The following is a 23,822-nucleotide window of genomic DNA, read 5'->3' as shown; positions in this document are numbered from 1 at the left end:
TGCGGTTGGGCTGCCGAGCGACGGCCGTCCGCCGGGGTGTCAGTGGGGTGTGACAGCATCCGCCGGATGACAAGCGCACACGCAGGACGCGGCCTGGAGATGTTCCGGGTGGGCGACTTCCCCCTCTACACGTTGACCTTCGTACGAGGTCTGAGTCCTGTCGAGTTGCTCACCCGCATGGGGGTCGACGGGGAATCCCTCGCACTTCGCGACGGCACGGATCTGTCGGACGACTTCGGCGACGACCTTCTCGACGACGAGGAGCCGGTCGTCACCACGGGCATCGACGGCTCATGGACCTGGGCGTGGGAACAGGGCGGTGTGCACGGGCTCGATGAGCGGATCCTGAGCGCCGTGTCCGTCGGCACCGAGGCCGTCGCCCTGCACTACAACGAGAAGCCGATGCACTGGTTCAAGTACGCGGTCGACGGCGACGTCATCGTCGACTTTCACACGCTCCAGGCGATCGAGCCGACCGGGCAGGACCCCGCACGACTCGACGAACACATGCGGCCGTTGGGGCTCGTCCCTGGCGGGGAGCCCCCTCTCCATGGCGTCCTGTCGCTTGTCGAGAACGCTTTCGGCATCCGGCTGACGCACCCGGGAGAGACGGACGACCCGCGTATGAGCGGCCGGTTGGGCCCTTTGCCGGGGGGACCCCGCGGGTGATGGGCCGGACACCCAGGGGGCGGGTGACGGCCAGCGTCCCACCGGCTTCGTCGCCCGTCAGGTGACGGGGTCGCACACGGCGGAGGTCCCGCCCCCGCGGGTGCGGGGACGGGACCTCCGCCGGAGCGGGCGGGTGGTCAGCCGATCTGGGCGCCGAACGCCGAGAGCGCCTCGGTGACCGGCTGGAAGAAGGTCTCACCGCCGGAGGTGCAGTCGCCGCTGCCGCCCGAGGTGAGACCGATGGCGCTGTCGCCGTCGAAGAGCGAACCGCCGCTGTCACCGGGCTCGGCGCAGACATCGGTCTGGATGAGCCCGTTGACGACGTCCCCGTTGCCGTAGTTCACGGTGGCGTCCAGGCCGGTGACCGTGCCGCTGTGCACCTGGGTCGTCGAGCCGCTGCGGGTGACCTTCTCGCCGACGGTCGCCCCGGCCGCCTTGGTGATGGGCTGTGAGGAACCGTTGTAGAGGTCCACCGCGCTCGGGTGCTCGGTGCTCCCGGTGTACTTGACCAGTCCGAAGTCGTTGTCCGGGAAGCTGGACTGCTCGTTCGTGCCGATCTGGTTGCCGCTGGAGTCCGACCAGGTGGAGATCGCCTCGGTGCAGTGTCCGGCGGTGATGAAGTACGGCTGGCCGCCCTTCACGACGTTGAAGCCGAGCGAGCAGCGGCCGCCGGAGCCGCTGATGGCGTCACCGCCCGCGATGAAGGGCTTGAACTCCCCCTTCGTCCTTTGGAGTTCGGCCTTGGAGCCGAGCGAGTCGACGACCTTGGCGAGTTTGGCCCATGCGGTCCTGGAGACGGTCCGGTCCGCGGTGACGACCACCTTGTCGGTCTGCGGGTCGGTCGCCCAGGAGGTGCCCGGGATGGTCGCGTCGCTCTGGAGCGTCGTACGGGCGCTCTTCAGCTCGGCGAGGGAGTTCTCGACGATTCTGGCCCTGGCGCCGGCCGACGCCACGGCCTTGGCCGCGGTCTCGTCGAGCACGTTGACCACGAGGTGCCGGGACTTCGCGTCGTAATACGTTCCCGCCGCGTCGGCGCCGAGGTCCTCACCGAGGGTCGAGGCGAGCTTTCCGGCCGCCGCGATCGACAGTGTGTGTGGCGTGGGGGCCTTCGGCGTCTCGCTCGCGTTCGCAGTCTGGAAAGTGGCTCCGGCCGCGACGAGTGCGGCGATGCCCGCGCCGGCCATGACGGCACGCCTCGCGGGTATGCGTCGGTGCTTCAACTCACGTCCTCCTGTGGGGGGTCGGTCAGGGAGGTTGTGGGGACCTCCAGGACCGGAAGGCGTACGGACACACACCCGGCTCACAGCAAAATGCCGTGTCCATGCCCGTTGTTCGCCGCCCACTATTCCGAGACGCACAGGGAGCACACAAGGTCGACTTCAGGACGCGCGTGCGGCAACAGTCCTGCGCCCCGCGCACCTTGACCGTACGTGGTCATAGCACGCGAGTTCCCACTGCAAATACTGTGTGCAAGTGGTCGACATGCGGCCTGTGAGGTCTAGTCCTGTCTTGATTTCGCCCCATCGGGACTCTGCCCCACCGGGGTTTCGGGCAGCGGCGATTGCTCCCGCACCGATTGCGGGGCGGCGGGAGGTGCCGGTTCCGGTGCGACCGGGTCCGGTGCGATCGGTTCTCGTGCGATCGGTTCCGGTCGCGACGCCGGTGCCGGTGCGACCGGAACCGGCGCGGGTTCCGGTGCCGGTGCGACCGGTGCTGGTGCGACCGGTGCCGACGCGACCGGGACCGGTGCCGCCGGTCCGGGTGCCGGCGCGGCCGGCTGGGTCTGGGCCCGCTCCAGGAACCGCAGCAGTTCGACGGGGAAGGGCAGGACGAGCGTGGAGTTCTTCTCCGCCGCCACCGCCACCACCGTCTGCAGCAGCCTCAGCTGCAACGCGGCCGGCTGCTCGGACATCACCCCGGCGGCCTCCGCCAGCTTCCTCGACGCCTGCAGTTCCGCGTCCGCGTTGATGACCCGGGCCCGCCGCTCGCGGTCGGCCTCGGCCTGCCGGGCCATCGACCGTTTCATCGTCTCCGGCAGCGAGACGTCCTTGATCTCCACCCGGTCGATCTGCACGCCCCAGCCCATGGCCGGACTGTCGATCATCAGCTCCAGGCCCTGGTTGAGCTTCTCGCGGTTGGAGAGGAGGTCGTCGAGGTCGCTCTTGCCGATGATCGACCGCAGCGACGTCTGCGCCATCTGCGAGACCGCGAACTGGTAGTCCTCGACCTGGATGACCGCGTCGGCCGCGTCCACCACCTTGAAGTAGATGACCGCGTCCACCCGCACCGTGACGTTGTCCCGGGTGATGCCGTCCTGCGCGGGCACCGGCATCGTGACGATCTGCATGTTGACCTTGCGCAGCTTGTCGATGAAGGGAACGACCATGGTGAACCCCGGGCCGCGCACCTCAGAGCTCAGCCTGCCCAGGCGCAACACCACCCCGCGTTCGTACTGTTTGACCACGCGGGCCCCGGCCATCACATAGACCAGGCCCACCGCCGCGACGGAGACTCCCGCCGCCACCAGTTCCTCGACCATCACGGCCCCCCAGGGTCCGACGTGGCGCATCAGGCGTGTACCAGACCCTTGCCGGGCCTTCCTCACGGGTTCACTCCGACGGTAACCCCGGCACCTGAACAAGGGCGAGCCCCCGCACGCCGGTTGCGTACGGGGGCTCGCCTTCTGCTGGCTGCAGGTCTGGCCGTGCGGGGCACTGTGGGGGATGTGCCGTGGGGGGAGTGGTGCTGTGGGGGGAATCAGTCGGTCAGCCGACGCTCACACCGTAGTAGCTCAGCGCCTCGGTGACCGGCTGGAAGAAGGTCGTACCGCCGGAGGTGCAGTTGCCACTGCCACCGGAGGTCAGACCGTAGGCGACGGAACCCCCGTAGAGCGGACCGCCACTGTCGCCGCCCTCGGCGCAGACGGTGGTCTGGATCATCTGGTACACCACGTCACCGCCGCCGTAGTTGACCGTCGCGTTCAGCGCGGTGACGCGGCCGCTGTGCGTGCCGGTGGTCGAGCCACGGCGGTAGACGGTCGTGCCCACGCTGGGCGTGGCCGCGCTGGAGATGGTCTGGCTGCCGACCGCGCTCGGGTGGGCGACCGAGGAGTTGGTGTAGCGGACCAGCGCGAAGTCGTTGGTCGGGAAGCTGTAGCTGACGTTCGTGCCCAGCGTGGTGGTGTGACCGGAGTTGGAGTACCAGGTGGAGGCGACCTCACCGCAGTGGCCCGCGGTCAGGAAGTAGTAGGTGCTCCCGCTGTGCACGTTGAAACCGAGCGAACAACGGTAGGAACCGCCGTAGATGGCGTCGCCGCCGGTGATCAGCTTCTTGAACTTGCCCGGGGTGTGCTTGATCGTGAGGGCGGCGGAGTTGCCGCCCGCGTCCTTCTTCATCTTCGCGATCTCGGCCTGGGAGACCGTGCTGTCGACGGTGACGACGACACGGTTCGTCTTGGCGTCGACCGCCCAGGCGGTGCCCGCGACATCGGAGTTGAGAACCGACTTGTTCACCGTGCTCAGCTGGGTGGCGCTGAACGTGTGGACATCGGCCGCGTTCGCCGTGGGGGCGGCGAACGCCGCCGCGGCCATGAGTCCGGTGGTCACGGCGATCAGTTTGACGCGTCTCGCCATGCCGCTGCGAGGAGTGGGGGTGGTGCGCTTGATCCTCACTTTTCGTTCCTCCCGAGGGAAGTAGGGGGCCCGCGTGGGGTCGGGGCCCGTGAGGCGCAGCCGGGAGCCGCCCGTCCGGATTCCGGACAAGCCGTGCCCCTGACAAGCGCTGTGGGGGAGTATTCGGCCGCACCGCCGACCGGCGCAAGGGCGCCTTTCGGCCGTGCAGCGTTCAACTTGCGTACGACCAGAGGTCGTTGATCTCCCCACCACAACTGCGCGGAATCCGTACGGGCCGGGGCGCCGCCCGCTCTCGCGCACCCGCTCCCCCATCCCTGGCTCAGCTCAGCGTGCGCTCCCCCGCCGCGACGGCCGCGCCCAGCGTATTCCCGGGAGGGGGGAAGGGGCAGACGAAGTGGTCGGCGAATGCGCACGGCGGAAGCACGGCGCGGTTGAAATCCACGGTCGTGCGCCCCTCGGCGTCGGGCGCCGCGGGGCGCAGGAACCGGAAGCGATAACTACTGTCCCCGCTGGTGGCGTCGGCGAACACGGCCCACAGCGAGCCGTCGCTCTCGACCGACACCTGGAGCGTGAGATCCGCGTCGTCCAGGGTGAAGGCGAGGATGCCGCCGAGTTCGAGTCCGCGTGTCCGCCCGTCCGCGTTCTCCACCCGTACCGTGCGCCGCTCGCCGTACGGCGTGAAGTGCCCCGGCACCGACCAGCGTGGATCGTACGGCGTCGCCTCGATGCCCTTGAACGCCGTCCGCGCCGGAGCGGCGGGGTCGAAGTCGCGTACGCCCCAGACTCCTTCGCGCACCAGGACGACGAAGCGGCGCTCACCGATCCTGACGCGGGCCCCGGCCGCCGGGCCCACGTCCGCCACCAGCCGGACCTCTCCGGTGAAGGGCTCGTCGTCCACGCTCAGGCCGTCCTCGGGCACGGCCGTCAGCACGACACCCTCCTCCTCGGCGGTCCACCGCCCGGGGATGTCCGGAAGTCGCCCGTCCGGATCACCGTCCAGCCAGTGCGTGCCGGCGAGCGCCGGCGGGCCGTAGGGCGCGGACACCGTCTCGATGCGATGCTCGTGCCACTGCTTCCAGTCCTCGGATGCGTCCGTCGTCATGTGATCAACCTTTCCACAGCGGCCGTGCCGACCCGAGGTGTGAGCGCAGCGTCGTACCCGTGTATTCCGTACGGAAGGCGCCCCGCTCCTGGAGCAGCGGGACCACCCGGTCGACGAACTCGTCGAGTCCACCGGGGGCCGGACGGGGGACGAGGACGAAGCCGTCGGCGGCGCCGGCGGTCACGAACGCGTCCAGCTCGGCGGCGACCGCCTCCGGGGTACCGATGTACGAGGGCCGTCCGTACACCTCGGGAAGAGGGCCGTCGGGGTCGTACGAGGAGAGGCCGGCGCCCCGGATCTCCTGCGGCGCTACGGTCGCTTCCCTCTCCGAACTCCCCTGCCGGCGGATGTCGGCGGCCCGTTCCCTCGCCTCGGCCGCGGTGTCGCCGAGCACCACGGTCACCACGGGCATGATCTTCAGGTCGCCGGGCGCGCGCCCGTAGGTCGCGAGCCGCCTCTCCATGTCCGCGCGGAACTCCCGGCCGGCCTGCGGTGTCCGGTGCCGCGTGATGACGACCTCCGCGGTGGACGCGGCGAACTCCCGTCCCCCGCCCGAGTCGTCGGCCAAGATGATCACGGGGTGTCCCTGTGGCGAGCGCGGCACACCGAACTCGCCCGCGACGTCGACACGCCGGCCCCGGCGGGCCGCGGCGCGCGGGACACTCTCCGGGGGACAGGAGTCCCACAACTCCCGTGCACTCTGCACGAATTCGGCGGAACGCGCGAGAGCGGACCCCGTTGTCCGAGTGGGACGGGAACCTCCTCGGCGACGGCCCGCCGGGGCCGGGACACCGTCACTGCGGAGGTCCTCACCGGGCACGGTGCCGCAGGAGGTGACCGCGGCCCAGGCGGCCCGGCCGCCACTGAGGTGATCCAGCGTGGCCAGCCTGCGGGCGAGTCCGTACGGCTCGTCGAAGCCCGCGCCGACCGCCGCGGCGAGCCCGAGCCGCCCTGTGACGGCGGCGAGCCCGTGGAGAACGGTCAGCGGCTCCGGGTGCCCGACGACGCCCGGACCACGGGGCGTTTGCCGGTGCTCGCGCGGTCGCGGGCTCTCGGTGAGCAGGAGGAAGTCGAACAGGCCACGCTCGGCGGTGCGCGCGAGGTGTTCGAAGGAGGCGAAGTCGGTCCGCGGGCCCTCGAACGGATCGATGGGCAAGCCTTCGTACCTGCCGGTCCGCGTGATGAGGTCTCCGCCGACCGGCAGGTGCGCCGCCAGATGGATCCAGCCGCGCGTCCGTACGGTCATGACACTCCCCCGGTCACGGCGTACCGGCTCGCGGGCCGGGCCAGTCGCAGGTGCTCCCTGAGCGTGCTTCCCGGATAGAAGGTGCGGAACAGACCGCGGTGCTGGAGCAGCGCCACCGTTCCGTTCACGAGCCGTTCCAGGTCACGGCGTGGCTCGAGCGGGGTCAGGTGGAAGCCGTCGACGGCCTCGGACTCGTGCCAGACGGTGATGAGTTCGGCGAGGCCGACGGGGCCGCCCCGGTACAGGGGGCCCTGCGGGGTGTGCCGGGGGCCGCCACCGCCGTGGCCGGGCTCGGCCGCGCGTTCGCCGTCACCGAGGTCGACGGTGAGCGCGCCGAGGACTCTCAGCGTGTCGGGGGCTCGGCCGGACTCGGCCGCGGCATGGCGGAGTCCGGCCCTGAGGGCACGGGCCTGCGCCGGACCGGTGACCCTCAGGAGTGCCACGTCGGCGGACCGGGCCGCGGTCCGGCGGGCGGAGCTCCCGGTGGCGTCCACGACCCGGACCGGGTGACCCTGCGGGGGGCGCGGCTCGATCGACGGACCCGTCACGGAGAACGTGCTGCCCCGGTAGTCGACGCGGTGCGGCCCGTCCCGGCCGGCGAAGCCGCGGGGCACCCCGTCACCCGTGCCGGTGTCGCCGTCCCCGTCGTCCCGGAACCGGACCTTGCCCTCGTCCTTGCCCTCGTCCTCGTCCTTGCCCTCGTTCTCGTCCACTTCCTCGTCCTCGTCCACGTACCCGGCCGTCGGCCCGCCGGACTGCCAGCCGGCCCGGCCGCGGCTGATCCAGTCGAGGGTCGCCACCGCCTTCTGGACGTGGCAGGCCTCGGCGCGGATGCCGGACACGGCCGGCACCAGACCGATCCGGCGGGTGACGGGCGCCACCCGGGCGAGCACGCCGAGCGCGTCGGGGCCCGGGCTCGCGGAGGTGCCGCCGAGCGTCACGAAGTCGAGCGCGCCACGCTCCGCGAGTTGCGCCGGCCCGACGTACGCGGCGGCGTCGAAGGACCCCCGCTGATCGACGGCGGCGGCCAGGTGCAGCAGCCCCCGGCCGTGCGGTGCGGTCATATGAATGACACCTTCCCCTGTCCGAAATCCAGGAATAGCCATAAGGAGACAAGGAGGCCTGAAGACAGACGTAGGGCCTCAAAGACATCGAGGGCCTCGCAGCGGGGCGAGGTCAGGAGACGGGGCGACACGCGAGGTCGCGCAGGAACACCAGCGCGGCCCGCGCCGTCGCGTCGTTCTGCCGGAAGGCCGGGCCGCCGGTACGCGGCCGGGTGAACGCGCCCGAACCCCGGGCGTCGGTGTGCGGGCCGAGCGCGAAGCGCCGGGGGTGCGGGACGCCGGAGCGGTCCAGAACCCTGCCGTCGGCGGGATCGACGGCGAGCAGCCCCTCCGGTGTGGCGGCGGCCCCTTCGGCGTACAGCTCGCGCAGCAGGGTGTCGCGGGTCCGCTCGACCGTGGGATGCGGCAGTCGCGCCTCGACGAGAGCCCGGGCCTCGACCGTCGCGCCGGGCACGGTGGCACTGCCCGCCCGGAATACCCCCTCGGCCGCGGTGACGGTCATGTCCGCGCCCAGGAATCGCAGGATCCCGGCCCGTGAGAGGGCCCGCATCTGGCGCAGTCGCGGTCCGGGCGGCCCCGACGCGAGGAAGCTGAAGAAGCCGTGCCACCAGGAACCGATGTCACCGAGCCCGACCAACTGACCGTAGACCGAGAGCAGTCCGAGGAAGACCGCCGAGTCGGCGCTGTGGGAGGAGTCGTGACGCCTGGTCAGATCGTCCTCGATGTGGGCGCGCAGTCCGGTCTGGAGTTCCTCGTACGAGGCGTGACGCACCCCGTCCAGCGGGCGGTCCAGCGCGCCGAGGTCGAGCCGGTCGGCGGGGTCGGGTACGGCGGAGGCCACCAGGGCCTGGATCCCGGGACCGTCCCCTGTCCCGTACTTCTCCTCGAAGTCGCTCCAGGCGATCCGCGTGCGCTCGGGGTGGGCGGTGAACAGCCGGTGGTAGTGCGCGAACCCCAGCTCCTTCTCGACCAGCGGCCACACATCCCGCCGGAAGTCGAACCCACCGGGCCTGGCGAGCAGTTCACCGACCTCGTCCGGCCCGAAGAACCGTGGCAGCGGGGGCCGGTCGCCCGTCCAGGCGTAGCCGATCTTGGAGTGGTAGGGGACGCCGCGCCGGGAGCCGACGTACAGCACGGGCTCGTGTCCGGAGGGCAGGTACGTCTCCCCCACGTACCGTCCGCCGCGCCCCTCGGTGAGCAGCACCATCAGGTCGACGAAGGCGAGCCCGAAGCCGCGGACGAGAACCGGTTCGCCCGGTCTCAGTGCCGCCAGGTCGCTGTCGGCGGTGAAGCCCGGCGGCAGGTGGACCAGGTCGTGCGCGCGGGCGTACGCGGCCAGTTCCCTTTGTTCTGTGTCGAGTTCGGCGTCGAGGTGGCCGAGGGTGAGGACGACGAGGTCGGCGTCGAGCGGGTGCGCGTGGTCCTCCAGCCACACCAGTTGACGCCCGTCGCGTCCTCCGTCGACCCGCAGGGCCCGGCACGGGTGATGGTGGACCGTGATGCCCGGCGGCAGGGCGGCCACCGTCCGCTCGTACACCCAGCGCAGGTACGCGCCCTGGCGCTGCCGGCCGGCGAAGACGTGTCCGTCGAGGGCGGCCCACTCGTGCAGCGTGGGGCCTGCCAGGACCGGCCCCGCCATGTCCACCGTCTCGTCGGTGAACATCGTGACGTCCTGGGCCTCGGAGTTCATCCACAGCAGTGGTGACTGCTCCTCGCGCCAGATACGGCCCCCGCCCGGCGGATACGGGTCGACGAGGTGGATGTCGAGACCCGAACCGGCGTACAGCTCAGGCACGTTGGCGGCCATCCGTTCCAGGAGCCCGGTCCCGCGGGGACCGGCGCCCACGATCACCAGCGCGGGACGCACGGCGTTCTCCGCGCGCTGCGCGGTCGCCGGACGCGTGCTCATCGGGTGCGCCCCGAACCGCGCGCGTAGTGCCTCTCGACGGGGAACCGGCCGAGACGGCGCCGCGGGACGACGCGCGGGGACGCCGTGTCGTCCGGTACGGCTTCGGTGATCTTGGTGAGGGTGTCCGAGGACATGCGGGGGCTCCGTGACGCATCGAGTCGAGCACGGGTGCCTTCACACAGGTCGACGCGGGTGACACCGGGCGTCGCGAGGCGCGTACGGCCGAGCCCCTCAGCAGGGCCGTGCACCGAGAGTACGGCGACGTTTCCCCTCACTGTCAAGGCTGTCCACACTGTGAGCCATACGTCTCAGGTCAGTTGACGCGGAAACGGATGCCTGTTCCACTTGGGCCATGCATGCGCAGCAGTGGCTGGTCACCCGCTCCCACATCGACTTCGGTCGAGTGTGGTCCTCTTCCTGTTGAGCTGACCAGCTGCGCGACCGCCCGAACCGGGCGCCCTCCGCGCTTCCCCTCTCTGCCTCAGGCCTTCACACACACGCACCCCTCCCCTCGTCGCACCCCGTCGCCCGCCGTCGCTTCCCGTCTCCGGGAGACCCCCCGCCATGCGTACGTTCACGCGTACCGCGACGGGCGCTCCACGCCCGCCGCCCTGCCCCTCTCCGCGACTCCACCGCTCACCACCGCTCACCACCGGAACAGAAGAACCGGAACACACGGCGCCGCCCCCGCGGCCGACCCGACCCGAACGACACCGCCCAGTACCTCGGCACCAATACCTCGGCGCTAGATCCCGCAGTCGCAGCAACTGCAGCACTCACAGCATTCGCAGGCCTCGCAGCAGTCGCAGCACGAGCAGTCGCAGTTGCCGCACCAGCCCTCGCGCCGCCGCCGGGACCACGGCCCCTCGAACTCGTCGGCGCAGCACACCTTGCAGGTGCAGCAGAGCCCGATCGCGGCGGCGCACCCGGCCCAGAAACCGCGCCCGCCGGGCCCGGGCGGCTGGAAGGAGGGCCCGCCGCCGAGGGGGGTACCCCCACCGGCGTAGGGATTCCGCCCGTCGTGCGGATGCGACGGCTGCCGCGGGTCGTACGGGCCGCCCTGCCGCGGCGGCGGCCCGAAGGCTCCGACCGCACCCTGATCGCCGTGCCCGCCGTGCCCGCACCCCGACGTCCCGAAGGCCCGGTCCACCGAACGCTCCAGCTCGTGCGCGAGCAGGACGTGCGCCAGCCGGCCGTCCGTGAACGCGACCTCGCGCAGCGCCAGCCGTATCCCGTGCAGCGCGTCGTCGGCGAGCCGCCGCGCCTCGGCGAGCCGCGTCCCGGTGGCCGTCAGCGGGTTCCAGGCTCCCGACGCGGCGTCAGTTTCCCTGTCCTCCACGGCGTCCAGCAGATGCGCGAGCCGTCCGAAGAGCCGGCCGGCCTCGGCGAGCGGTGCGGCGTTGCCCGGCCGGCCGGCGAGGACGGCGGTGTGCGCGAAGGCGGCCGCGGTCGCGGACTCGGTCGGCTCGGTGACGTTCAGCAGCGGTGTTCCGGGCCCGGCGAGCGTCTCGATGCCGATCTGCCGGTCCACGGCGTCGACCAGGACGGCGGTGTCGAAACCGACCTCGGACCCGGTGCGGGCCCCGGCGCGCCCCCAGCTCGCGGCGACCCGGCGAGCGGCGAGCGCCACCGGTCTGCGGGCCAACAGCCCGTCCCCGTCGACCACGTGGTCGCGGACCTTGGCAGCGGCCAGCACCAGCGAGACGGCGGCGGCGAGCCGAGCGCCGTCGCCCTGCGCGACGGACGCGGTCCGCATGCCGCGCAGGGGACAGGGGCCCGCCGTACGCCGGCCCCCGTCGGCACGCTCGACCTGAGCCTCCGTCAAAACCGATATCAGCAGACCGTCATAATTGGTGACGATCCGAGCGAACTGCCCGTGGTCCCCGCGCAACGCGAGGCAGAGTCCGCACAGATGCGCCATCCACTGCGCCTTGAGCCCTTCACCGAGCCGGTGGCTGCAGGGCCTCACTATTCCGAACACGACACTCCCCCGTGACTCGTCCGACGTTGAGCTGCGGCATCGTATCGACCACCCCGTTCACTCGTACGCCCCACGCGTCACCCGAACGCCGTCGAGAATCATATTTCACTCTTAGTCAGCAGCCGTATACGTCAGGGCCCTTGGGGGGCGCGGGCTCTCGACGAATTCGCTGTGCACCAGTACCGTCACGAAACCCCCGCGCGGCGTCTATCCACTTGGCGCGACATCCGCATCATGGACGACCATGGGGATGCGGAAGCACGAAAGACCGCTGTGAGAGGAGGCGTCCATGGGATCGGTGCGCAAGGCGAGTGCCTGGCTTGGCCTCGTCGACGACAACGATGACGAGCGTTACTACGACGACGACAACTACGCCGAGGGACAGGAGCCCGGCGATGCCTGGGTCACCGACCCGCGCGTGAAGGTCGCGTCCGAGACGGCGGAGGAGAAGGGCCGCCGGATCGGCACGGTCACCCCGGACAGCTTCCGGGACGCACGCGGCATCGGTGAACTCTTCCGGGACGGTGTCCCGGTCATCATCAACCTCACGGCCATGGAGCCCTCCGACGCCAAGCGCGTCGTGGACTTCGCGGCCGGTCTGACCTTCGGCCTGCGCGGCACCATCGAGCGGGTCGCCACCCGGGTCTTCCTGCTGACCCCCGCCCACACGGAGATCGTCAGCGGCGAGGCCGCGGGTCGCCCGGCGGACGGCTTCTTCAACCAGAGCTGAGGCAGGGCCGCTCACCGGCCCCGCCCTGCGGTGCCCGGTTCACCGGAAGGCGTCGAGTCCGGTGAGCGCCTTGCCCAGTACCAGCTGATGCATCTCCACGGTGCCCTCGTAGGTGAGCACCGATTCGAGGTTCGTGGCGTGCCGCATCACGGGATATTCGAGCGAGATCCCGTTGGCGCCGAGAATGGTCCGGGCGGTCCGGCAGATCTCGATCGCCTCGCGCACGTTGTTGAGCTTGCCGAAACTGACCTGCTCGGGACGGAGCCGTCCCGCGTCCATGCGCCGGCCGAGATGGTGGGCGAGCAGAATTCCCTTGTGCAGTTCGACGGCCATGTCGGCGAGCTTGGCCTGGGTGAGCTGGAAGCCGCCGATGGGCCGGCCGAACTGCTCCCGGGTCTTCGCGTAGGAGACAGCGGCCTCGAAACTGGCCCGTGCGGCGCCCATCGCACCCCATACGATCCCGTACCGCGCGTGCGAGAGGCAGCTCAGCGGCCCCTTGAGCCCGCGCACCCCGGGCAGGACGGCGTCGGCGGGCAGCCGCACGTCGTCGAGGATCAGCTCACTGGTGACGCTGGCCCGCAGGGACCACTTGTGCTTGATCTCGGGTGCGGAGAACCCGGGTACGTCGGTGGGGACCGCGAACCCCCTGATCCCGTCGTCGGTCTGCGCCCAGACGACCGCGACCCCGGCGACCGATCCGTTCGTGATCCACATCTTCCGCCCGTTGAGAATCCAGTCGCCGCCCGCGTCGCGCTTGGCGAAGGTCCGCATGGCGCCGGGGTCGGAACCGTGGTCGGGCTCGGTGAGCCCGAAGCACCCGATGACGTCACCGGCGGCCATCGAGGGCAGCCACCGCTGCTTCTGCTCCTCGGAACCGAAGCGGTGGATGGCGTACATGGCGAGCGATCCCTGTACCGAGACGAGGGACCGGATCCCCGAGTCGGCGGCTTCGAGCTCCAGACAGGCGAGCCCGTACTGCACCGCGCTCGCCCCGGCGCACCCGTAGCCCTCCAGCGACATTCCGAGCGCCCCGATCCCGCCCAGCTCCCGCGCCAGCTCCCGGATTCCGGGGAGCTCCCCCTTCTCGTACCACTCGGCGACATACGGCAGCACGCGGTCCGCGGCCCAGGTCCGGACCGTGTCGCGGATCGCGAGGTCCTCCGCGTCCAGCAGGTCGTCGACGCCCAGCGGATCGGCGGGGTCGAAGGGCGGCAGCTTCGAGGACGCGGACATGGCAGAACCTCCGGCACTAAAACTAGCAGTGATAGTCACAAGGGCTTCGGGGCCGACGCTACGACGCCGTGTCCCGTACGTCCAGGGTCCACCGGCGCGCGAGCGGGGGAAGCCTACGAGACCCGTCGAAAACCGGGAGACTACGCGGAGACCCGGGACCCGGCCGCTTCCCGGGGCGCGGGAATCTCGGCCGCGCCCGTCGCCGCGGGCACCTCGCAGTCCATCACCCGGGGCAGCCGCAGCGCCATCACCGCTCCCAGCAGCAGCAATCCCGCACTGACCAGCAGGGTCACATGCAGCCCGTGCACGAAGGAGTCGCGGGCCACGTGCCGCAGGGCGGCCCCGCGGGCCCCGCCCAGCCGCGCGGCCACGTCGTACGCCTCCCCCAGCGAGTGCCCCGCCGCGGCCGAGTCGCCCGCCGGGATCCCCCGCACGGACGCCAGCCCGGGGGCGTACGCCGCGTTCATCACACTCCCCAGGAGGGCTATGCCGATCCCGGCACCCAACTGGTACGAGGTCTCCCCTATCGCCGCGGCCCCGCCGGCCTGCGCGGGCGGGGCCTCGCTCAGCATCGACTCGTACGCCCCGAAGAGCGTCGTCTCCAGCCCGAACCCGAGCAGCACGAACCCGACGAGCAGCAGCCCGGCGTTGTCGTTCCCGCCCATCGCGGTGAGCGTGACCACCGCGGCCGCGGTGACGCAGAACCCGGAGCAGACCATCGCGCGCGGCCCGAACCGACGCAGCATCCGGGCACCGACGAGCCCCGCGGCCATCGCCGCGAAGGTGAGCGGCAGCAGCCGCAGCCCGGTCTGCAGCGGGGAGAGCCCGAGCACCAGCTGCAGGTACTGCGCGGCGATCAGCTCCAGGCCGACCAGCGCGAGCATGGCGAGCACGATGCAGCCCACCGAGGTGCTGAACGCGGGCCGCGCGAACATCCGCAGATCGACCAGCGGATACGCGCGCCGCCGCTGCCGCCGTACGAATCCGAACATCAGCGCGGCACCGAGGAGCAGGGGCGCCAGCGTGAACGGGCCGAAGGGCGCCTCGCCGCCACCGAGCCGCTTCACCCCGAGGACCAGCCCGAAGAGTCCGGCGGCGGCCGTCAGCGCGCCGGTCACGTCCCAGGGTCCGTTGCGTTCGCCGCGCGACTCGGGCAGCAGCAGCCGTCCGATCGGCAGGCTGACCAGCATCAGCGGGATGTTGATGAGGAATACGGATCCCCACCAGAAGTGTTCGAGCAGGAAGCCGCCCAGCAGCGGCCCCACGGCGGCGCCGACCGCGGCGACCGCGCTCCAGATGCCGATCGCGAGCGCCCGCTCGCGCCGGTCGGGGAAGACCTGACGCAGGATCGACAGGGTGGCGGGCATGATCATCGCGCCGCCGACGCCGAGCAGGGCACGGGCCCCGATGAGGAGCTGCGCGCTGTCGGCAAGGGCGGCGACGCCCGAGGCGACGCCGAACAGCGCATATCCCAGCAGGAGGACGCGTCTGCGGCCGATCCGGTCACCCAGCGTGCCGAAGAGGATGAGGAGCGAGGCACAGACGAGCGGGTAGACGTCGACGATCCAGAGCAGCTCCATCGCGCCGGGCTTGAGGTCCTCCGTGACGGCGGGGACCGCGACGTGCAGCACGGTGGCGTCGAGGGCCACGAGGAGCAGGCTGACGCACAGCACCACAAGGACGACCCAGCGGTTGGCACCGGCCCCGGCCTCCCGACGGCGACATGTGTCGGCCGTGGTCGTCCCGGACATGTACGTACCTCCCAGATGTTCCCTCGCGTTCGGCGATCCGCTGGGTGGGGACTCCCTGCGGCTGCGGCGGGAGAACGGCTTCCCGGGCGCACGCGACCAAGGCGAGTGAGCGGCCAGCGTACGCGAACTCCCTCTCCCTCCACGTGGCGGACCTCTCACGTCCCCCTGGCCCGGCATGTGGCGTGCACCACGCCCGGCCTGTCGGCCCACGGCCCCGGGAGGCCGGCCGGTTCCGTGGGCCGTCGATAATCGAGCCCGTGACCGATCTTGAGACGCCCGCCGCGACGCCGCCCCGTACGGGCGCGCTGCGCCGCGCCGCACCAGCTCTCCTCGGGTACGCGGGCGTCCGCGCCCTGGGCCTGATCACCCTCTTCCTGTGGAGCGCCGCGAACGGCAAGAGCGCCCACACGCTGCTGACGGCGCGCTGGGACTCGCTCTGGTACACCCGGGTCGCCGCGTTCGGCTACGGCTGGCAGGTCCGTCTGCCCAACGGCGACGTGCACTCCAACCTCGCGTTCTTCCCGCTGCTGCCCTGGCTGGAGCGGCTCGTCGCGGCTCTGTCCCCCTTGTCGTACGCGGACGCGGGCCTGTTGGTGGGCACGCTCGCGTCGTTGGCCGCGGCCTGGGGGATCTTCGCGGTCGCGGACCATGTGTACGGACGGCGGGCCGGTGTGTGCGCCGCGCTCCTCTGGGCGGTGCTGCCCGTCGGCATCGTGCAGTCGATGGCGTACAGCGAGTCCCTGTTCACGGCACTGGCCGCCTGGTCGCTCTACGCGGTGCTGGCCGGCCGCTGGGTGACGGCGGGCCTGCTCGCCTCGCTCGCCGGGCTGACCCGTCCGGTGGGGGCGGCCGTGGTCGCGGCGCTCTGGGTGGCGGCGATCACCTCGTTCGTGCGAGAGCGGAGCACGCCTTCCGCGCAGGGCGCCTCCCGATGGCCACGCGCCCTCGGCATGCTCCTCGCGCCGCTCGGCGCCGCCGGATACGTCCTGTGGGTCGGCCACCGCACGGGCCGGGGGTCGCTGGGCTATCTCGACATCCAGGGGCAGTGGGGCAACGGATTCGACGGCGGATACGCGTTCGCGCGCTTCGTGGGCGACAAGTTCACGTCATTCCCGTCGGCCCTCGCCGGCGTCGGGCTGATCGCCGGGGTCGCCCTGGTGATCTGGCTGTACGTCAGCTGTGTGCGACAGGGACAGCCCCTCCCGCTGCTGGTGTACTCGGGGATCGTCACCGCGCTCGCCCTGTGCGCTTCGGGCTACTTCGGCTCGAAACCGCGCCTTCTGCTGCCCGCCTTCCCGCTGCTGCTGCCCCTCGCGCGGGCGCTGGCCGGGCTGCGTACGTCCAGGTCAGCGGCGGTTCTCGGCACCGTGGCCGCCGCTTCGGCGGTCTACGGGGCCTTCTGGCTGAACGGCTCCGGACCACCATGACCGGCCCACGCACGGTCGGTGAGCAGCCGGAGAATTCCAGTCAAGCTTTCGGTGAACGAATTAATAAGCGCTATATAAGCAGACTCGGAACCGATCAATGGAATTACGGGACCACCCCCCTCGAGGATTAGCGAATCATTGGAAATAAACATCGCCTGAGAGGAATCCCACATCACATCGTCATCACAAAGCGAGTGATTCGGCCTGGCGCGCAGCTCACTCGCTGTAGCGTCGATTGAGTGCGTACCGAACGAAACCTCACCCGTCTGGACCGGGTCTTCGCCCGGCTGGACCGTGAGCCGGAACGGCCGGCCCACATCGATGTGCCGAAGATGAGCAGGCACAGGGTCGTGCTCTTCGGAGCGACCCTGGCCTTCTACGTGGCCATCGTGTGGGCCGTGGCGATCACTTCATGGCTGGTCCGGTTCGACTGGCAGGTCATGTTCTTCCGGCCGTACCAACAGTGGCCGGAGATCCACGCGTTCCTCGACTACTACGTGGTGCTCGGCCAACGCGGCCCCACCGCCGTGATGGTGGCGGCCTGGCTCGGCTGGCGCTCGTGGCGGCAGCACACCCTCCGCCCCCTGCTGACGCTGGGCGCGTCGCTGCTGCTGCTGAACATCACGGTCGGCGCCGCCAAGCTCGGCATGGGCCGCCTCGGTCCGCACTACGCCATCACGATCGGCTCGAACGAGATGGGCCTGGGCGGCGATATATTTCCTTCGGGTCATACCGCGAACGCCGTGGTGACCTGGGGGATTCTGGCGTATCTGGCCTCCACCCCGGGGGCGCGGCGCTGGCTGTCCGCGGTGTCCGCCGTGACCTCGCTGGGGGTCGGCCTCACCACCGTCTACCTCGGCACGCACTGGCTGAGCGATGTGCTGCTGGGCTGGGCCGCCGGTCTGCTGATCCTGCTGGCGCTGCCCTGGTGCGAGCCGCTGATCGCCCACGCCGAGACCGGGATCTTCACGCTGCGCGACGCCTGGCGTTCCCGTCGCGGCCGCATGGCGCCCGCTCCGGCCGGCGTTCCCGTCGGCGCCCCGGTCGGCGCGCCCGTTCTCGTCAAACAGCACGGCCCCGTGGACGAAGAGATGCCGGCGCGCGAGACCGTGGCCGCCGCGCGCTCGGCCCGGGGACCCGCCTACCTGGCCCCCGGACCGCACTTGGCCCGCTCGGAGCGCACCCCGGTCACCCCGGCCGGCAGCCGTCGGCCGCCGCACGCGGACCGCGCGGCACGCTCCGCGGCCACCACGGCGTCGGCCCGGCCCGCCGCGGGCGGCTAGACCAGGAACACAGCGGGGCCGGTACGCACGACCTCCCCGCGCGCGAAGGCCCCCGGCTCACACGAGCCGGGGGCCTTCGCGCGATCCGGGTCCTGGGCGCTTCGGCCGTGGGAGTTCCCGGTTCTGTCGATCCCTCAAGTCGATTTGACCCTTTTTGAGGCATTCGCCCTCTCGGCCTCGGGGCTTGGATCCCGGCCCCCGGTCCCGGACCGAGACGCCCGTGGCCAAGGAGCCGGGACGGACCTGGTCTCAGCCCTTCCAGCAGCGGGTCACCCGGCCGTCACCGACCTCGAAGTTCAGCCGTCCCACGCGGTACTCCATGGTGATGATCGCGCCGGGCGGAAGCGAGCGCACCGAGGACCAGCCCCGCTCACGGGCGCGGCGCTCAGCACTGCTCGCCTCCATCCCGACATAAGTCTCCGGGCTGTCGTCGGGTTCCGCGGGCGGGGCGGGAAGGGGTGCCATGCCCGCCACGTTAGGCGGCCCGTCCCGGCCGGGGAAGCCCGGACCGCGGACCCTGTGTCACCCGTACCCCTCCGGTCACACTTCTGTCACAGGATCACGACACGCGTTTCGGTCGAACTCCGTCACACGTACGAGCGGTTCGGTGGGTGAGCCGCACGCCTTCGAACGTAATTCGGGACCTTCCTCGCCCCGTTCCGAATAACGAGGGGAAAAGTGCGCGCACCAGCACGGGAGCCGCACTTTGCATTCCGATTCCGGCGCGAGTCACGGAAGCCGGTACCGCATAGGAAATGCACGGTTCCGGCACAGAATCCCCGCACATCCTCGGACCGTCACACCGTCCCTGATCCGCGCCCGGTCCCCGGTGTCCGGCCCGTTCCGTCCCCTGTCCGGGTCGATTTTCCGGGAGCCCGCTCCAGTGCCCGGACCAGTCGGCCATGCGCCGCTCCGATCGCCTCGGTCAACGCGGCCGGTTCGAGCACCTCGAACTCGAAGCCCGTCAGCATCACGTGGATCACCATCACATCGAGGCTCGCGGCTCCGGTACGCAGGACGCAGCTGTCCTCGCCCTCGGCCTCCAGCGTCCCCGCCGAAGGTGAGATCCGCCCGGCCGCCTCCGCCAGGGGAACGAACAGCCGCACCACCGCCTGTACGGCGTACGCGCCCGTGGAGACACCCCGGGAGACATAGGCCGCGAGGTCGTCCGCGGGCGGGGTACGCGGTGCGCAGCGCGGTCCGTGCGGCGGCGTGGGCGTGACGCGGTCCACCCGGAACGTACGCCAGTCGCCGCGGTCGACGTCCCAGGCGACCAGGTACCAACGGCGTTCGGTGCACACCAGGCGGTGCGGTTCGACGGTGCGACGGGTCGGGGAGCCGCCGTGGTCGAGGTACTCGAAGCGCAGCCGCTCGGAGTCCCGGCAGGCGTTGGCGAGGTCCGTGAGCACCGCCGGGTCGACCGTGGAGGGCTCCGGGCCGCGCAGCATCGGCACGGTGAAGGTGTTGAGGGCGCTCACCCTGCGGCGCAGCCGGTTCGGCAGCACCTGTTCGAGCTTGGCGAGGGCCCGTACGGACGTCTCGCCGATGTCCTCGATGCCCTGTCCGGCGGCCGTGCGCAGGCCGACCACGACGGCCACCGCCTCGTCGTCGTCCAGGAGCAGCGGCGGCAGCTCGGCGCCCGCGCCCAGCTGATAGCCGCCTCCGGTGCCCGGACTGGCGTTCACCGGATAGCCCAGCCCGCGCAGCCGGTCCACGTCACGGCGCACCGTGCGGGGCGTCACGCCGAGGCGGTCCGCCAGGTCGGCACCCGACCAGTCGCGGTGGGCCTGCAGCAGCGAGAGCAGCCGCAGCAGTCGTGCCGATGTCTCCAGCATGGCGTCGAGTCTGCCAGCCCTCACGGGCCGATGCCGGGGGACGGGAGCCGGTGGCGTGCGGGAGCCGGTGGCGTGCGGGTGGCGTTCAGTCCGCCGGGGTGACCGTCACGGAGAGATCGTTGTCCCGCGTGTAGTAGGGGCCGGCCGTCAGCGGGCCGTGCGGCGTCCGCACGGTGGTCCTGGGATGGAGGAGGACGGTCTTCTTGTCAGCGATGTCGTCGAGCAGCCGCGCGACGCGCACCCGGGGCCCGCTCTCCCCCGCGGGCCGCAGCCAGAGGTCCCAGACGCCGGGCCGCAGGACGTCGTAGGCCACCGTGAAGCCGAACTCGGTCTGCTCCACGTCCACTTCGGCACGTACCGGGGCCCTGGTCGCGTCCCGGTGGCACACCTCGGCATACGCGTCCGGCGCGAGCCCGACGCCGTACACACGGCCGCGTATCCCCAGGACCCGTTCCCCGCGGCTCAGTTCGACCGCCTCCGCGTGCGGGGCGCGCAGCCAGCTGCGGACGGTGAGGCGGCCGTGCCGGGGCGAGGGTCTCTCCGGTCCGGGCGGAGCAGGGAATCCGGCGGCGTACGGGATACGGACGGCGACGTGACCGAGCGCGCCACTGGGGACCCGGGCGACGAGTGAGCGCAGGTCGTTGACGCCGGGGGCCAGACGGCGCGGTTCTCCGCCCGCCACCTGCGCGAACGCGTCCCAACGGCCTTCGGGCAGGGGGACGCTGCTGGGCAGAGCGGCCCGCAGCCGACCGTCCCCGGCGGGGGTCAGCGGCAGTCTGACCTCCTCGCGGCCCCCGCGGCGGCGCAGCACGAGGAGCGCGGCCCCCGGCTCACCGGTGTCGGTGACGTCGAAGGTCAGCCCGCCCGCGGAGTCGGCGATGCAGTCGGCGCACGGGGGCACGGCGGCGTCCGCGTCGGCGCGCCGTCGCGCGGCCCGCGGGACCGGCGTCGTCATGCGGGGCGTCCCTTGCTCGCGTGGACCTCTTGGGTGATGAGACCCCGGACCCGGCCGATTGGTTGCCCCCACCGGCACATCAGGGCTCAGGGAACTGCCGCGGCATCACGAGAAGCAGCCGTTGTTCCTGTCGCGCTCCCCCGAAAGCCCCACGCGTGCGACTCCCGCGGCCCCGGACCCGGTGGCACCCGGAACGGACCGGCCGGGCCTCCCGCTTCCGGGTGGCCCGGCATCGGGCCCCGTCCGGCCCCCCGGGTTTCCGAGCCGCGCCGCGTCCCGGCGGGGCTCCCGTCCGGTCGGCCGACCGGACGGGAGCCCCGTGCACCGGGGTTGGGGGGAGCGGTGTCGGCGATGCTCAGAGGTCGAGCCGCTGACCGGGCACGATCAGGTCGGGATCACCGCCGATGACCGCCCGGTTGGCCGCGTAGATCTCCCGCCAGGTGGTCGCGTGCCGTGACGCGATGCCGCTGAGGGTGTCACCGCCACGGACCGTGTAGTCACCGTGGCCACCGCGCGACAGGTCGCGGTTCGTGTGGCCCGACGCGCGTGCGGGCGCCGTCGCCCGCTTCGACGGGGCCGCCTTGGACGCGGACGCCGAAGGCGCCTTCCTGGACACCGACTTGGGTGTCGACTTCGTGGCGGCCGACCCTCCGGACGACCCGGCACCCGAGGACGCGGGCGCGCTTCCGTAGGCTCCGGCCCGGGCCGAACAGGTGGGCCAGGCGCCCCATCCCTGTGCGTTCTGGACCTTGGCGGCAATGGCTATCTGTGCGCCCCTGGAGGCCTTGTCGGCGGTCGACCCGTAGGCCGTGCCGCCGTACGCGCGCCAGGTGCCGGCGGAGAACTGGAGTCCCCCGTAGTAGCCGTTGCCGGTGTTGATGTGCCAGTTCCCGCCGCTCTCGCACTTGGCGATGCGGTCCCACACTCCATTGTCGGCCGCGGCGGCGTTGCCGGTCGCCGCGAGCAGTCCGAGCGGAGCGAGCAGAGCCGCCCCCGCGAGGACCGCCGTCGTACGAGTCGTCGTACGGGCCTTACGAGTGTTGTCGGCACATGCGGACATGTATTTCCCTCTCGAAACACCCGGGGTCCCCCAAGGCGGGGTACGACTGCCGGCGCGTAGGACGCGGTCGTCGTACTCCTCCCCGTCCGCCGGCGGTGGTGCTCGAAGCTGACTGTGCGGTGCTGCCGGCGGACGTGCCCGAGTGGTGCTCGTTGCACTCGGAGGTGGAATCTAGGGAGCTGGTCGCCCCGATATCAACCAACTCCTTGTCATTCGAGGCCAGTTCATGGTTACCGCGGGTATCAGCGACTTTCAGCCACCCATTTCATTGCCTGATTTCCGGATATGTCGACCAGCCCCCCTCCCGCCCTGTGACCCACCTCACCGGATCAACTTCCATGAGGCTCAGCCAAGTTGGCTGGGAGTGACGGATTCCGCACCCGAGTTCACCCTGCGCGTCGGATGGTTCGATTCCGTTCGCTTCCGGGCGTGACTCCGGCCACAGATCGCCCGTTGTCATCTTCATGAGCCGGGGCCCCCGGCGTCATGGGCCGGGAGCCACCCGGCATCGCCACGCACCGCATCCCGAGGAGCCACCCGTGCCGCGCATGCTCGACGTCAGCGACGACGTACGCGCCGAGATCGGCGACGAAGAAGCCGACCGGCTGCTCGCCGGAGAGAACGCCCCGGGCAGTTACGACTGCACGTCCTGCCGCACACCGGGCGACTCGGAACAGGAGCGCACCAGCACCGTCCTGTTCATCGGCGACGAGACCGCCGTCCTCGCCTTCGCCCACGCCACCTGCCTGCCCTCACAGGTCGTACAGGTCACCGAGGAGCAACTGCAGGGCGCCGTCCGCTCGATCAACCCCGACGGCGCGTCCGGCCAGTCCGCCCCGGAGCAGGCCGTGCTCGGCGTCACCAGCGGACTCGTCCTGCTGGGCGGCGAGTTGCACCCGGCGCTCGTCGTCGAGCCGACCGGCCCCATCGTGCGCCCCGGTTCGACGGACATCGGCGACGACTTCCTGCCGCTCCTGATCGAGCAGGGCTTCATGCCGGTGACCCAGCTGCACTCGGTGCCGCCCGTGCTGCACGGCTGGTCGGTACTGCTCGCCATGGGCCAGCTGCACGCCGTGCTCCAGCCGGGGACTGGCGGCGGCTCGCCCGTCGCCTGGTGGCAGGCGCACCAGGCGCTCCAGGTCGCCGAGAGCTGGCGGGCGGCCGCCAACAAGCACCAGCAGGTGCTGCTGTTCGCCGCTCCGGTCGGCTCGATCGGCCGGCAGCCCCGCGAGGACCTGCTGCGCGACGCGCTGGACAAGGCCGCGGCCAACGGCAAGCTGGTGGCCGCGGCGATGCCGCTCGCCGGTACGTGAGCACTCCCCCGCGGGGTGCGGGCAACCGCGCTCGATCCGGCCCCCCCGGTCACCCGGCCGGCGCCGGCCGACCCTGACCGAGCGCACGGTTGGCCGCACCCCCGAGGGGCGTCGAGCGTCCCCCGGACGCCGGATCCGGGTCCCCGCTGACCTGCGAAAGCGACGCGGCGGCCGCATCCGTTGGGCGGTGGGGTCGTTGGCACGTACGTGCACACCTACGACGCCCCCCGCCGCCGCCAGTCCCTCCAGCCGATCCCGTCCGCGCGACCGGCCCAGGACCATCAGGGCAGCCCCTCGGCCACGCCGATCTACGACGCGCTCTACGCCGAGTGGGCCAGAGCCTTCAGGGCACTGCCCGGCGACCGGCACGGCGAGGAGGAGCTCGGCTTCACCGCTTTCGGGAATCTGGCGCACGGCACGGGCGGGTACGGATCGTCCTCGTACACCTCGTCGTTCAGCTCCTACAGCGCGGGGGCCTACTCCGCGCGCCACGGCGGCGTGACGCCGGGGCACACCACGACGGCGACGGCCGTCTGGCAGCCGGGCGGGCGACAGCAGGGCACGGGCATGCACCACGTCCCGGCCGCCCTGCCGCCCGCGCCACGCCGGGGGCTCTGAGCGGAAACGATCGA

General features: G+C 71.5%; 21 protein-coding genes. 6 read left to right on the top strand and 15 right to left on the bottom strand.

What is annotated here, in order from left to right; all coding sequences use genetic code 11:
• Positions 1-66 precede the first annotated feature (66 nt).
• Positions 67-669, top strand: coding sequence for a DUF6461 domain-containing protein (locus ABZV34_RS12005; protein WP_356273805.1), 603 nt, complete (start codon positions 67-69; stop codon positions 667-669).
• A gap of 137 nt (positions 670-806) precedes the next feature.
• Here ABZV34_RS12005 and ABZV34_RS12000 read toward each other — a convergent pair whose 3' ends face one another.
• The 9 genes from ABZV34_RS12000 to ABZV34_RS11960 form a co-directional block, all read right to left on the bottom strand.
• Positions 807-1,889, bottom strand: a complete 1,083-nt coding sequence (locus ABZV34_RS12000) for a S1 family peptidase (protein ID WP_356273802.1) — start codon at positions 1,887-1,889, stop codon at positions 807-809.
• 278 nt (positions 1,890-2,167) lie between these two features.
• A complete protein-coding gene (locus tag ABZV34_RS11995; protein ID WP_356274182.1) occupies positions 2,168-3,208 on the bottom strand; it encodes a slipin family protein in 1,041 nt (346 codons plus the stop codon).
• Between the two features lie 226 nt (positions 3,209-3,434).
• Positions 3,435-4,340, bottom strand: coding sequence for a S1 family peptidase (locus ABZV34_RS11990; protein ID WP_356273799.1), 906 nt, complete (start codon positions 4,338-4,340; stop codon positions 3,435-3,437).
• Positions 4,341-4,620: 280 nt separating this feature from the next.
• Positions 4,621-5,403 carry a DUF1684 domain-containing protein gene (locus tag ABZV34_RS11985; RefSeq protein ID WP_356273796.1) on the bottom strand — a complete coding sequence of 261 codons (783 nt, stop codon included), beginning with the start codon at positions 5,401-5,403 and terminating at the stop codon, positions 4,621-4,623.
• Positions 5,404-5,407: 4 nt separating this feature from the next.
• Positions 5,408-6,649 (bottom strand): LLM class flavin-dependent oxidoreductase, encoded by a 1,242-nt coding sequence (locus tag ABZV34_RS11980; RefSeq protein WP_356273793.1) that lies wholly within the window; start codon positions 6,647-6,649, stop codon positions 5,408-5,410.
• Complete coding sequence (locus tag ABZV34_RS11975) at positions 6,646-7,713, bottom strand: LLM class flavin-dependent oxidoreductase (RefSeq protein WP_356273790.1); 1,068 nt, start codon at positions 7,711-7,713, stop codon at positions 6,646-6,648. The genes ABZV34_RS11980 and ABZV34_RS11975 overlap by 4 nt, the downstream gene beginning before the upstream one ends.
• 112 nt (positions 7,714-7,825) lie before the next feature.
• Positions 7,826-9,622, bottom strand: a complete 1,797-nt coding sequence (locus ABZV34_RS11970; RefSeq protein WP_356273787.1) for an FAD/NAD(P)-binding protein — start codon at positions 9,620-9,622, stop codon at positions 7,826-7,828.
• A complete protein-coding gene (locus tag ABZV34_RS11965; protein WP_356273784.1) occupies positions 9,619-9,756 on the bottom strand; it encodes a hypothetical protein in 138 nt (45 codons plus the stop codon). Before ABZV34_RS11965 ends, ABZV34_RS11970 begins: the two co-directional genes overlap by 4 nt.
• A gap of 611 nt (positions 9,757-10,367) precedes the next feature.
• On the bottom strand, positions 10,368-11,603 hold the full coding sequence (locus tag ABZV34_RS11960; protein WP_356273781.1) for a DUF5685 family protein: 1,236 nt from the start codon (positions 11,601-11,603) through the stop codon (positions 10,368-10,370).
• A gap of 289 nt (positions 11,604-11,892) precedes the next feature.
• On the opposite strand from ABZV34_RS11960, the gene ABZV34_RS11955 reads away from it, so the two are divergent.
• Positions 11,893-12,333, top strand: a complete 441-nt coding sequence (locus tag ABZV34_RS11955) for a cell division protein SepF (RefSeq protein ID WP_168527384.1) — start codon at positions 11,893-11,895, stop codon at positions 12,331-12,333.
• A gap of 39 nt (positions 12,334-12,372) precedes the next feature.
• On the opposite strand, the gene ABZV34_RS11950 is transcribed toward ABZV34_RS11955, so the two are convergent.
• Together ABZV34_RS11950 and ABZV34_RS11945 are read right to left on the bottom strand one after the other, a co-directional pair.
• Positions 12,373-13,566: an acyl-CoA dehydrogenase family protein gene (locus ABZV34_RS11950; RefSeq protein WP_356273778.1), complete on the bottom strand. Its 1,194-nt coding sequence runs from the start codon at positions 13,564-13,566 to the stop codon at positions 12,373-12,375.
• 140 nt (positions 13,567-13,706) lie between these two features.
• Complete coding sequence (locus ABZV34_RS11945; protein WP_356273776.1) at positions 13,707-15,317, bottom strand: MFS transporter; 1,611 nt, start codon at positions 15,315-15,317, stop codon at positions 13,707-13,709.
• Positions 15,318-15,574: 257 nt separating this feature from the next.
• Between ABZV34_RS11945 and ABZV34_RS11940 the strand changes: the two genes are divergently transcribed.
• A complete protein-coding gene (locus ABZV34_RS11940) occupies positions 15,575-16,744 on the top strand; it encodes a glycosyltransferase family 39 protein (RefSeq protein ID WP_356273774.1) in 1,170 nt (389 codons plus the stop codon).
• Positions 16,745-16,983: 239 nt separating this feature from the next.
• Entirely contained in the window at positions 16,984-18,027 is a 1,044-nt protein-coding gene (locus tag ABZV34_RS11935; RefSeq protein WP_356273772.1) for a phosphatase PAP2 family protein, read from the top strand.
• A gap of 249 nt (positions 18,028-18,276) precedes the next feature.
• Here the strand turns inward: ABZV34_RS11935 and ABZV34_RS11930 are convergent, their stop codons facing one another.
• The 4 genes from ABZV34_RS11930 to ABZV34_RS11915 form a co-directional block, all read right to left on the bottom strand.
• A complete protein-coding gene (locus ABZV34_RS11930) occupies positions 18,277-18,492 on the bottom strand; it encodes an I78 family peptidase inhibitor (protein WP_356273770.1) in 216 nt (71 codons plus the stop codon).
• A gap of 332 nt (positions 18,493-18,824) precedes the next feature.
• Complete coding sequence (locus tag ABZV34_RS11925; protein WP_356273768.1) at positions 18,825-19,862, bottom strand: YafY family protein; 1,038 nt, start codon at positions 19,860-19,862, stop codon at positions 18,825-18,827.
• Positions 19,863-19,947: 85 nt separating this feature from the next.
• A complete protein-coding gene (locus ABZV34_RS11920) occupies positions 19,948-20,817 on the bottom strand; it encodes a hypothetical protein (protein ID WP_356273766.1) in 870 nt (289 codons plus the stop codon).
• Positions 20,818-21,172: 355 nt separating this feature from the next.
• Positions 21,173-21,877, bottom strand: a complete 705-nt coding sequence (locus ABZV34_RS11915) for a transglycosylase family protein (protein WP_356273764.1) — start codon at positions 21,875-21,877, stop codon at positions 21,173-21,175.
• Positions 21,878-22,416: 539 nt separating this feature from the next.
• On the opposite strand from ABZV34_RS11915, the gene ABZV34_RS11910 reads away from it, so the two are divergent.
• Together ABZV34_RS11910 and ABZV34_RS11905 are read left to right on the top strand one after the other, a co-directional pair.
• On the top strand, positions 22,417-23,190 hold the full coding sequence (locus tag ABZV34_RS11910) for a hypothetical protein (protein ID WP_356273762.1): 774 nt from the start codon (positions 22,417-22,419) through the stop codon (positions 23,188-23,190).
• Between the two features lie 207 nt (positions 23,191-23,397).
• Positions 23,398-23,808 (top strand): hypothetical protein, encoded by a 411-nt coding sequence (locus ABZV34_RS11905; RefSeq protein WP_356273760.1) that lies wholly within the window; start codon positions 23,398-23,400, stop codon positions 23,806-23,808.
• The last annotated feature ends 14 nt before the right edge of the window (positions 23,809-23,822 follow it).

The organism is Streptomyces sp. NPDC005195 (genome assembly GCF_040608315.1).
GTDB lineage: Bacteria > Actinomycetota > Actinomycetes > Streptomycetales > Streptomycetaceae > Streptomyces > Streptomyces kaempferi.
Note: the sequence above shows the minus strand (reverse complement) of the source record. Positions and strands in the feature narration are given on the sequence as shown.

Excerpts from the sequence above, each read along its gene's own strand:
- ABZV34_RS12005 (WP_356273805.1), top strand. The coding sequence starts at position 67 with ATGACAAGCGCACACGCAGGACGCGGCCTGGAGATGTTCCGGGTGGGC.
- ABZV34_RS11995 (WP_356274182.1), bottom strand. The coding sequence starts at position 3,208 with ATGGTCGAGGAACTGGTGGCGGCGGGAGTCTCCGTCGCGGCGGTGGGC.
- ABZV34_RS11985 (WP_356273796.1), bottom strand. The coding sequence starts at position 5,403 with ATGACGACGGACGCATCCGAGGACTGGAAGCAGTGGCACGAGCATCGC.
- ABZV34_RS11980 (WP_356273793.1), bottom strand. The coding sequence starts at position 6,649 with ATGACCGTACGGACGCGCGGCTGGATCCATCTGGCGGCGCACCTGCCG.
- ABZV34_RS11975 (WP_356273790.1), bottom strand. The coding sequence starts at position 7,713 with ATGACCGCACCGCACGGCCGGGGGCTGCTGCACCTGGCCGCCGCCGTC.
- ABZV34_RS11970 (WP_356273787.1), bottom strand. The coding sequence starts at position 9,622 with ATGAGCACGCGTCCGGCGACCGCGCAGCGCGCGGAGAACGCCGTGCGT.
- ABZV34_RS11965 (WP_356273784.1), bottom strand. The coding sequence starts at position 9,756 with ATGTCCTCGGACACCCTCACCAAGATCACCGAAGCCGTACCGGACGAC.
- ABZV34_RS11955 (WP_168527384.1), top strand. The coding sequence starts at position 11,893 with ATGGGATCGGTGCGCAAGGCGAGTGCCTGGCTTGGCCTCGTCGACGAC.
- ABZV34_RS11950 (WP_356273778.1), bottom strand. The coding sequence starts at position 13,566 with ATGTCCGCGTCCTCGAAGCTGCCGCCCTTCGACCCCGCCGATCCGCTG.
- ABZV34_RS11945 (WP_356273776.1), bottom strand. The coding sequence starts at position 15,317 with ATGTCCGGGACGACCACGGCCGACACATGTCGCCGTCGGGAGGCCGGG.
- ABZV34_RS11930 (WP_356273770.1), bottom strand. The coding sequence starts at position 18,492 with ATGGCACCCCTTCCCGCCCCGCCCGCGGAACCCGACGACAGCCCGGAG.
- ABZV34_RS11925 (WP_356273768.1), bottom strand. The coding sequence starts at position 19,862 with ATGCTGGAGACATCGGCACGACTGCTGCGGCTGCTCTCGCTGCTGCAG.
- ABZV34_RS11920 (WP_356273766.1), bottom strand. The coding sequence starts at position 20,817 with ATGACGACGCCGGTCCCGCGGGCCGCGCGACGGCGCGCCGACGCGGAC.
- ABZV34_RS11915 (WP_356273764.1), bottom strand. The coding sequence starts at position 21,877 with ATGTCCGCATGTGCCGACAACACTCGTAAGGCCCGTACGACGACTCGT.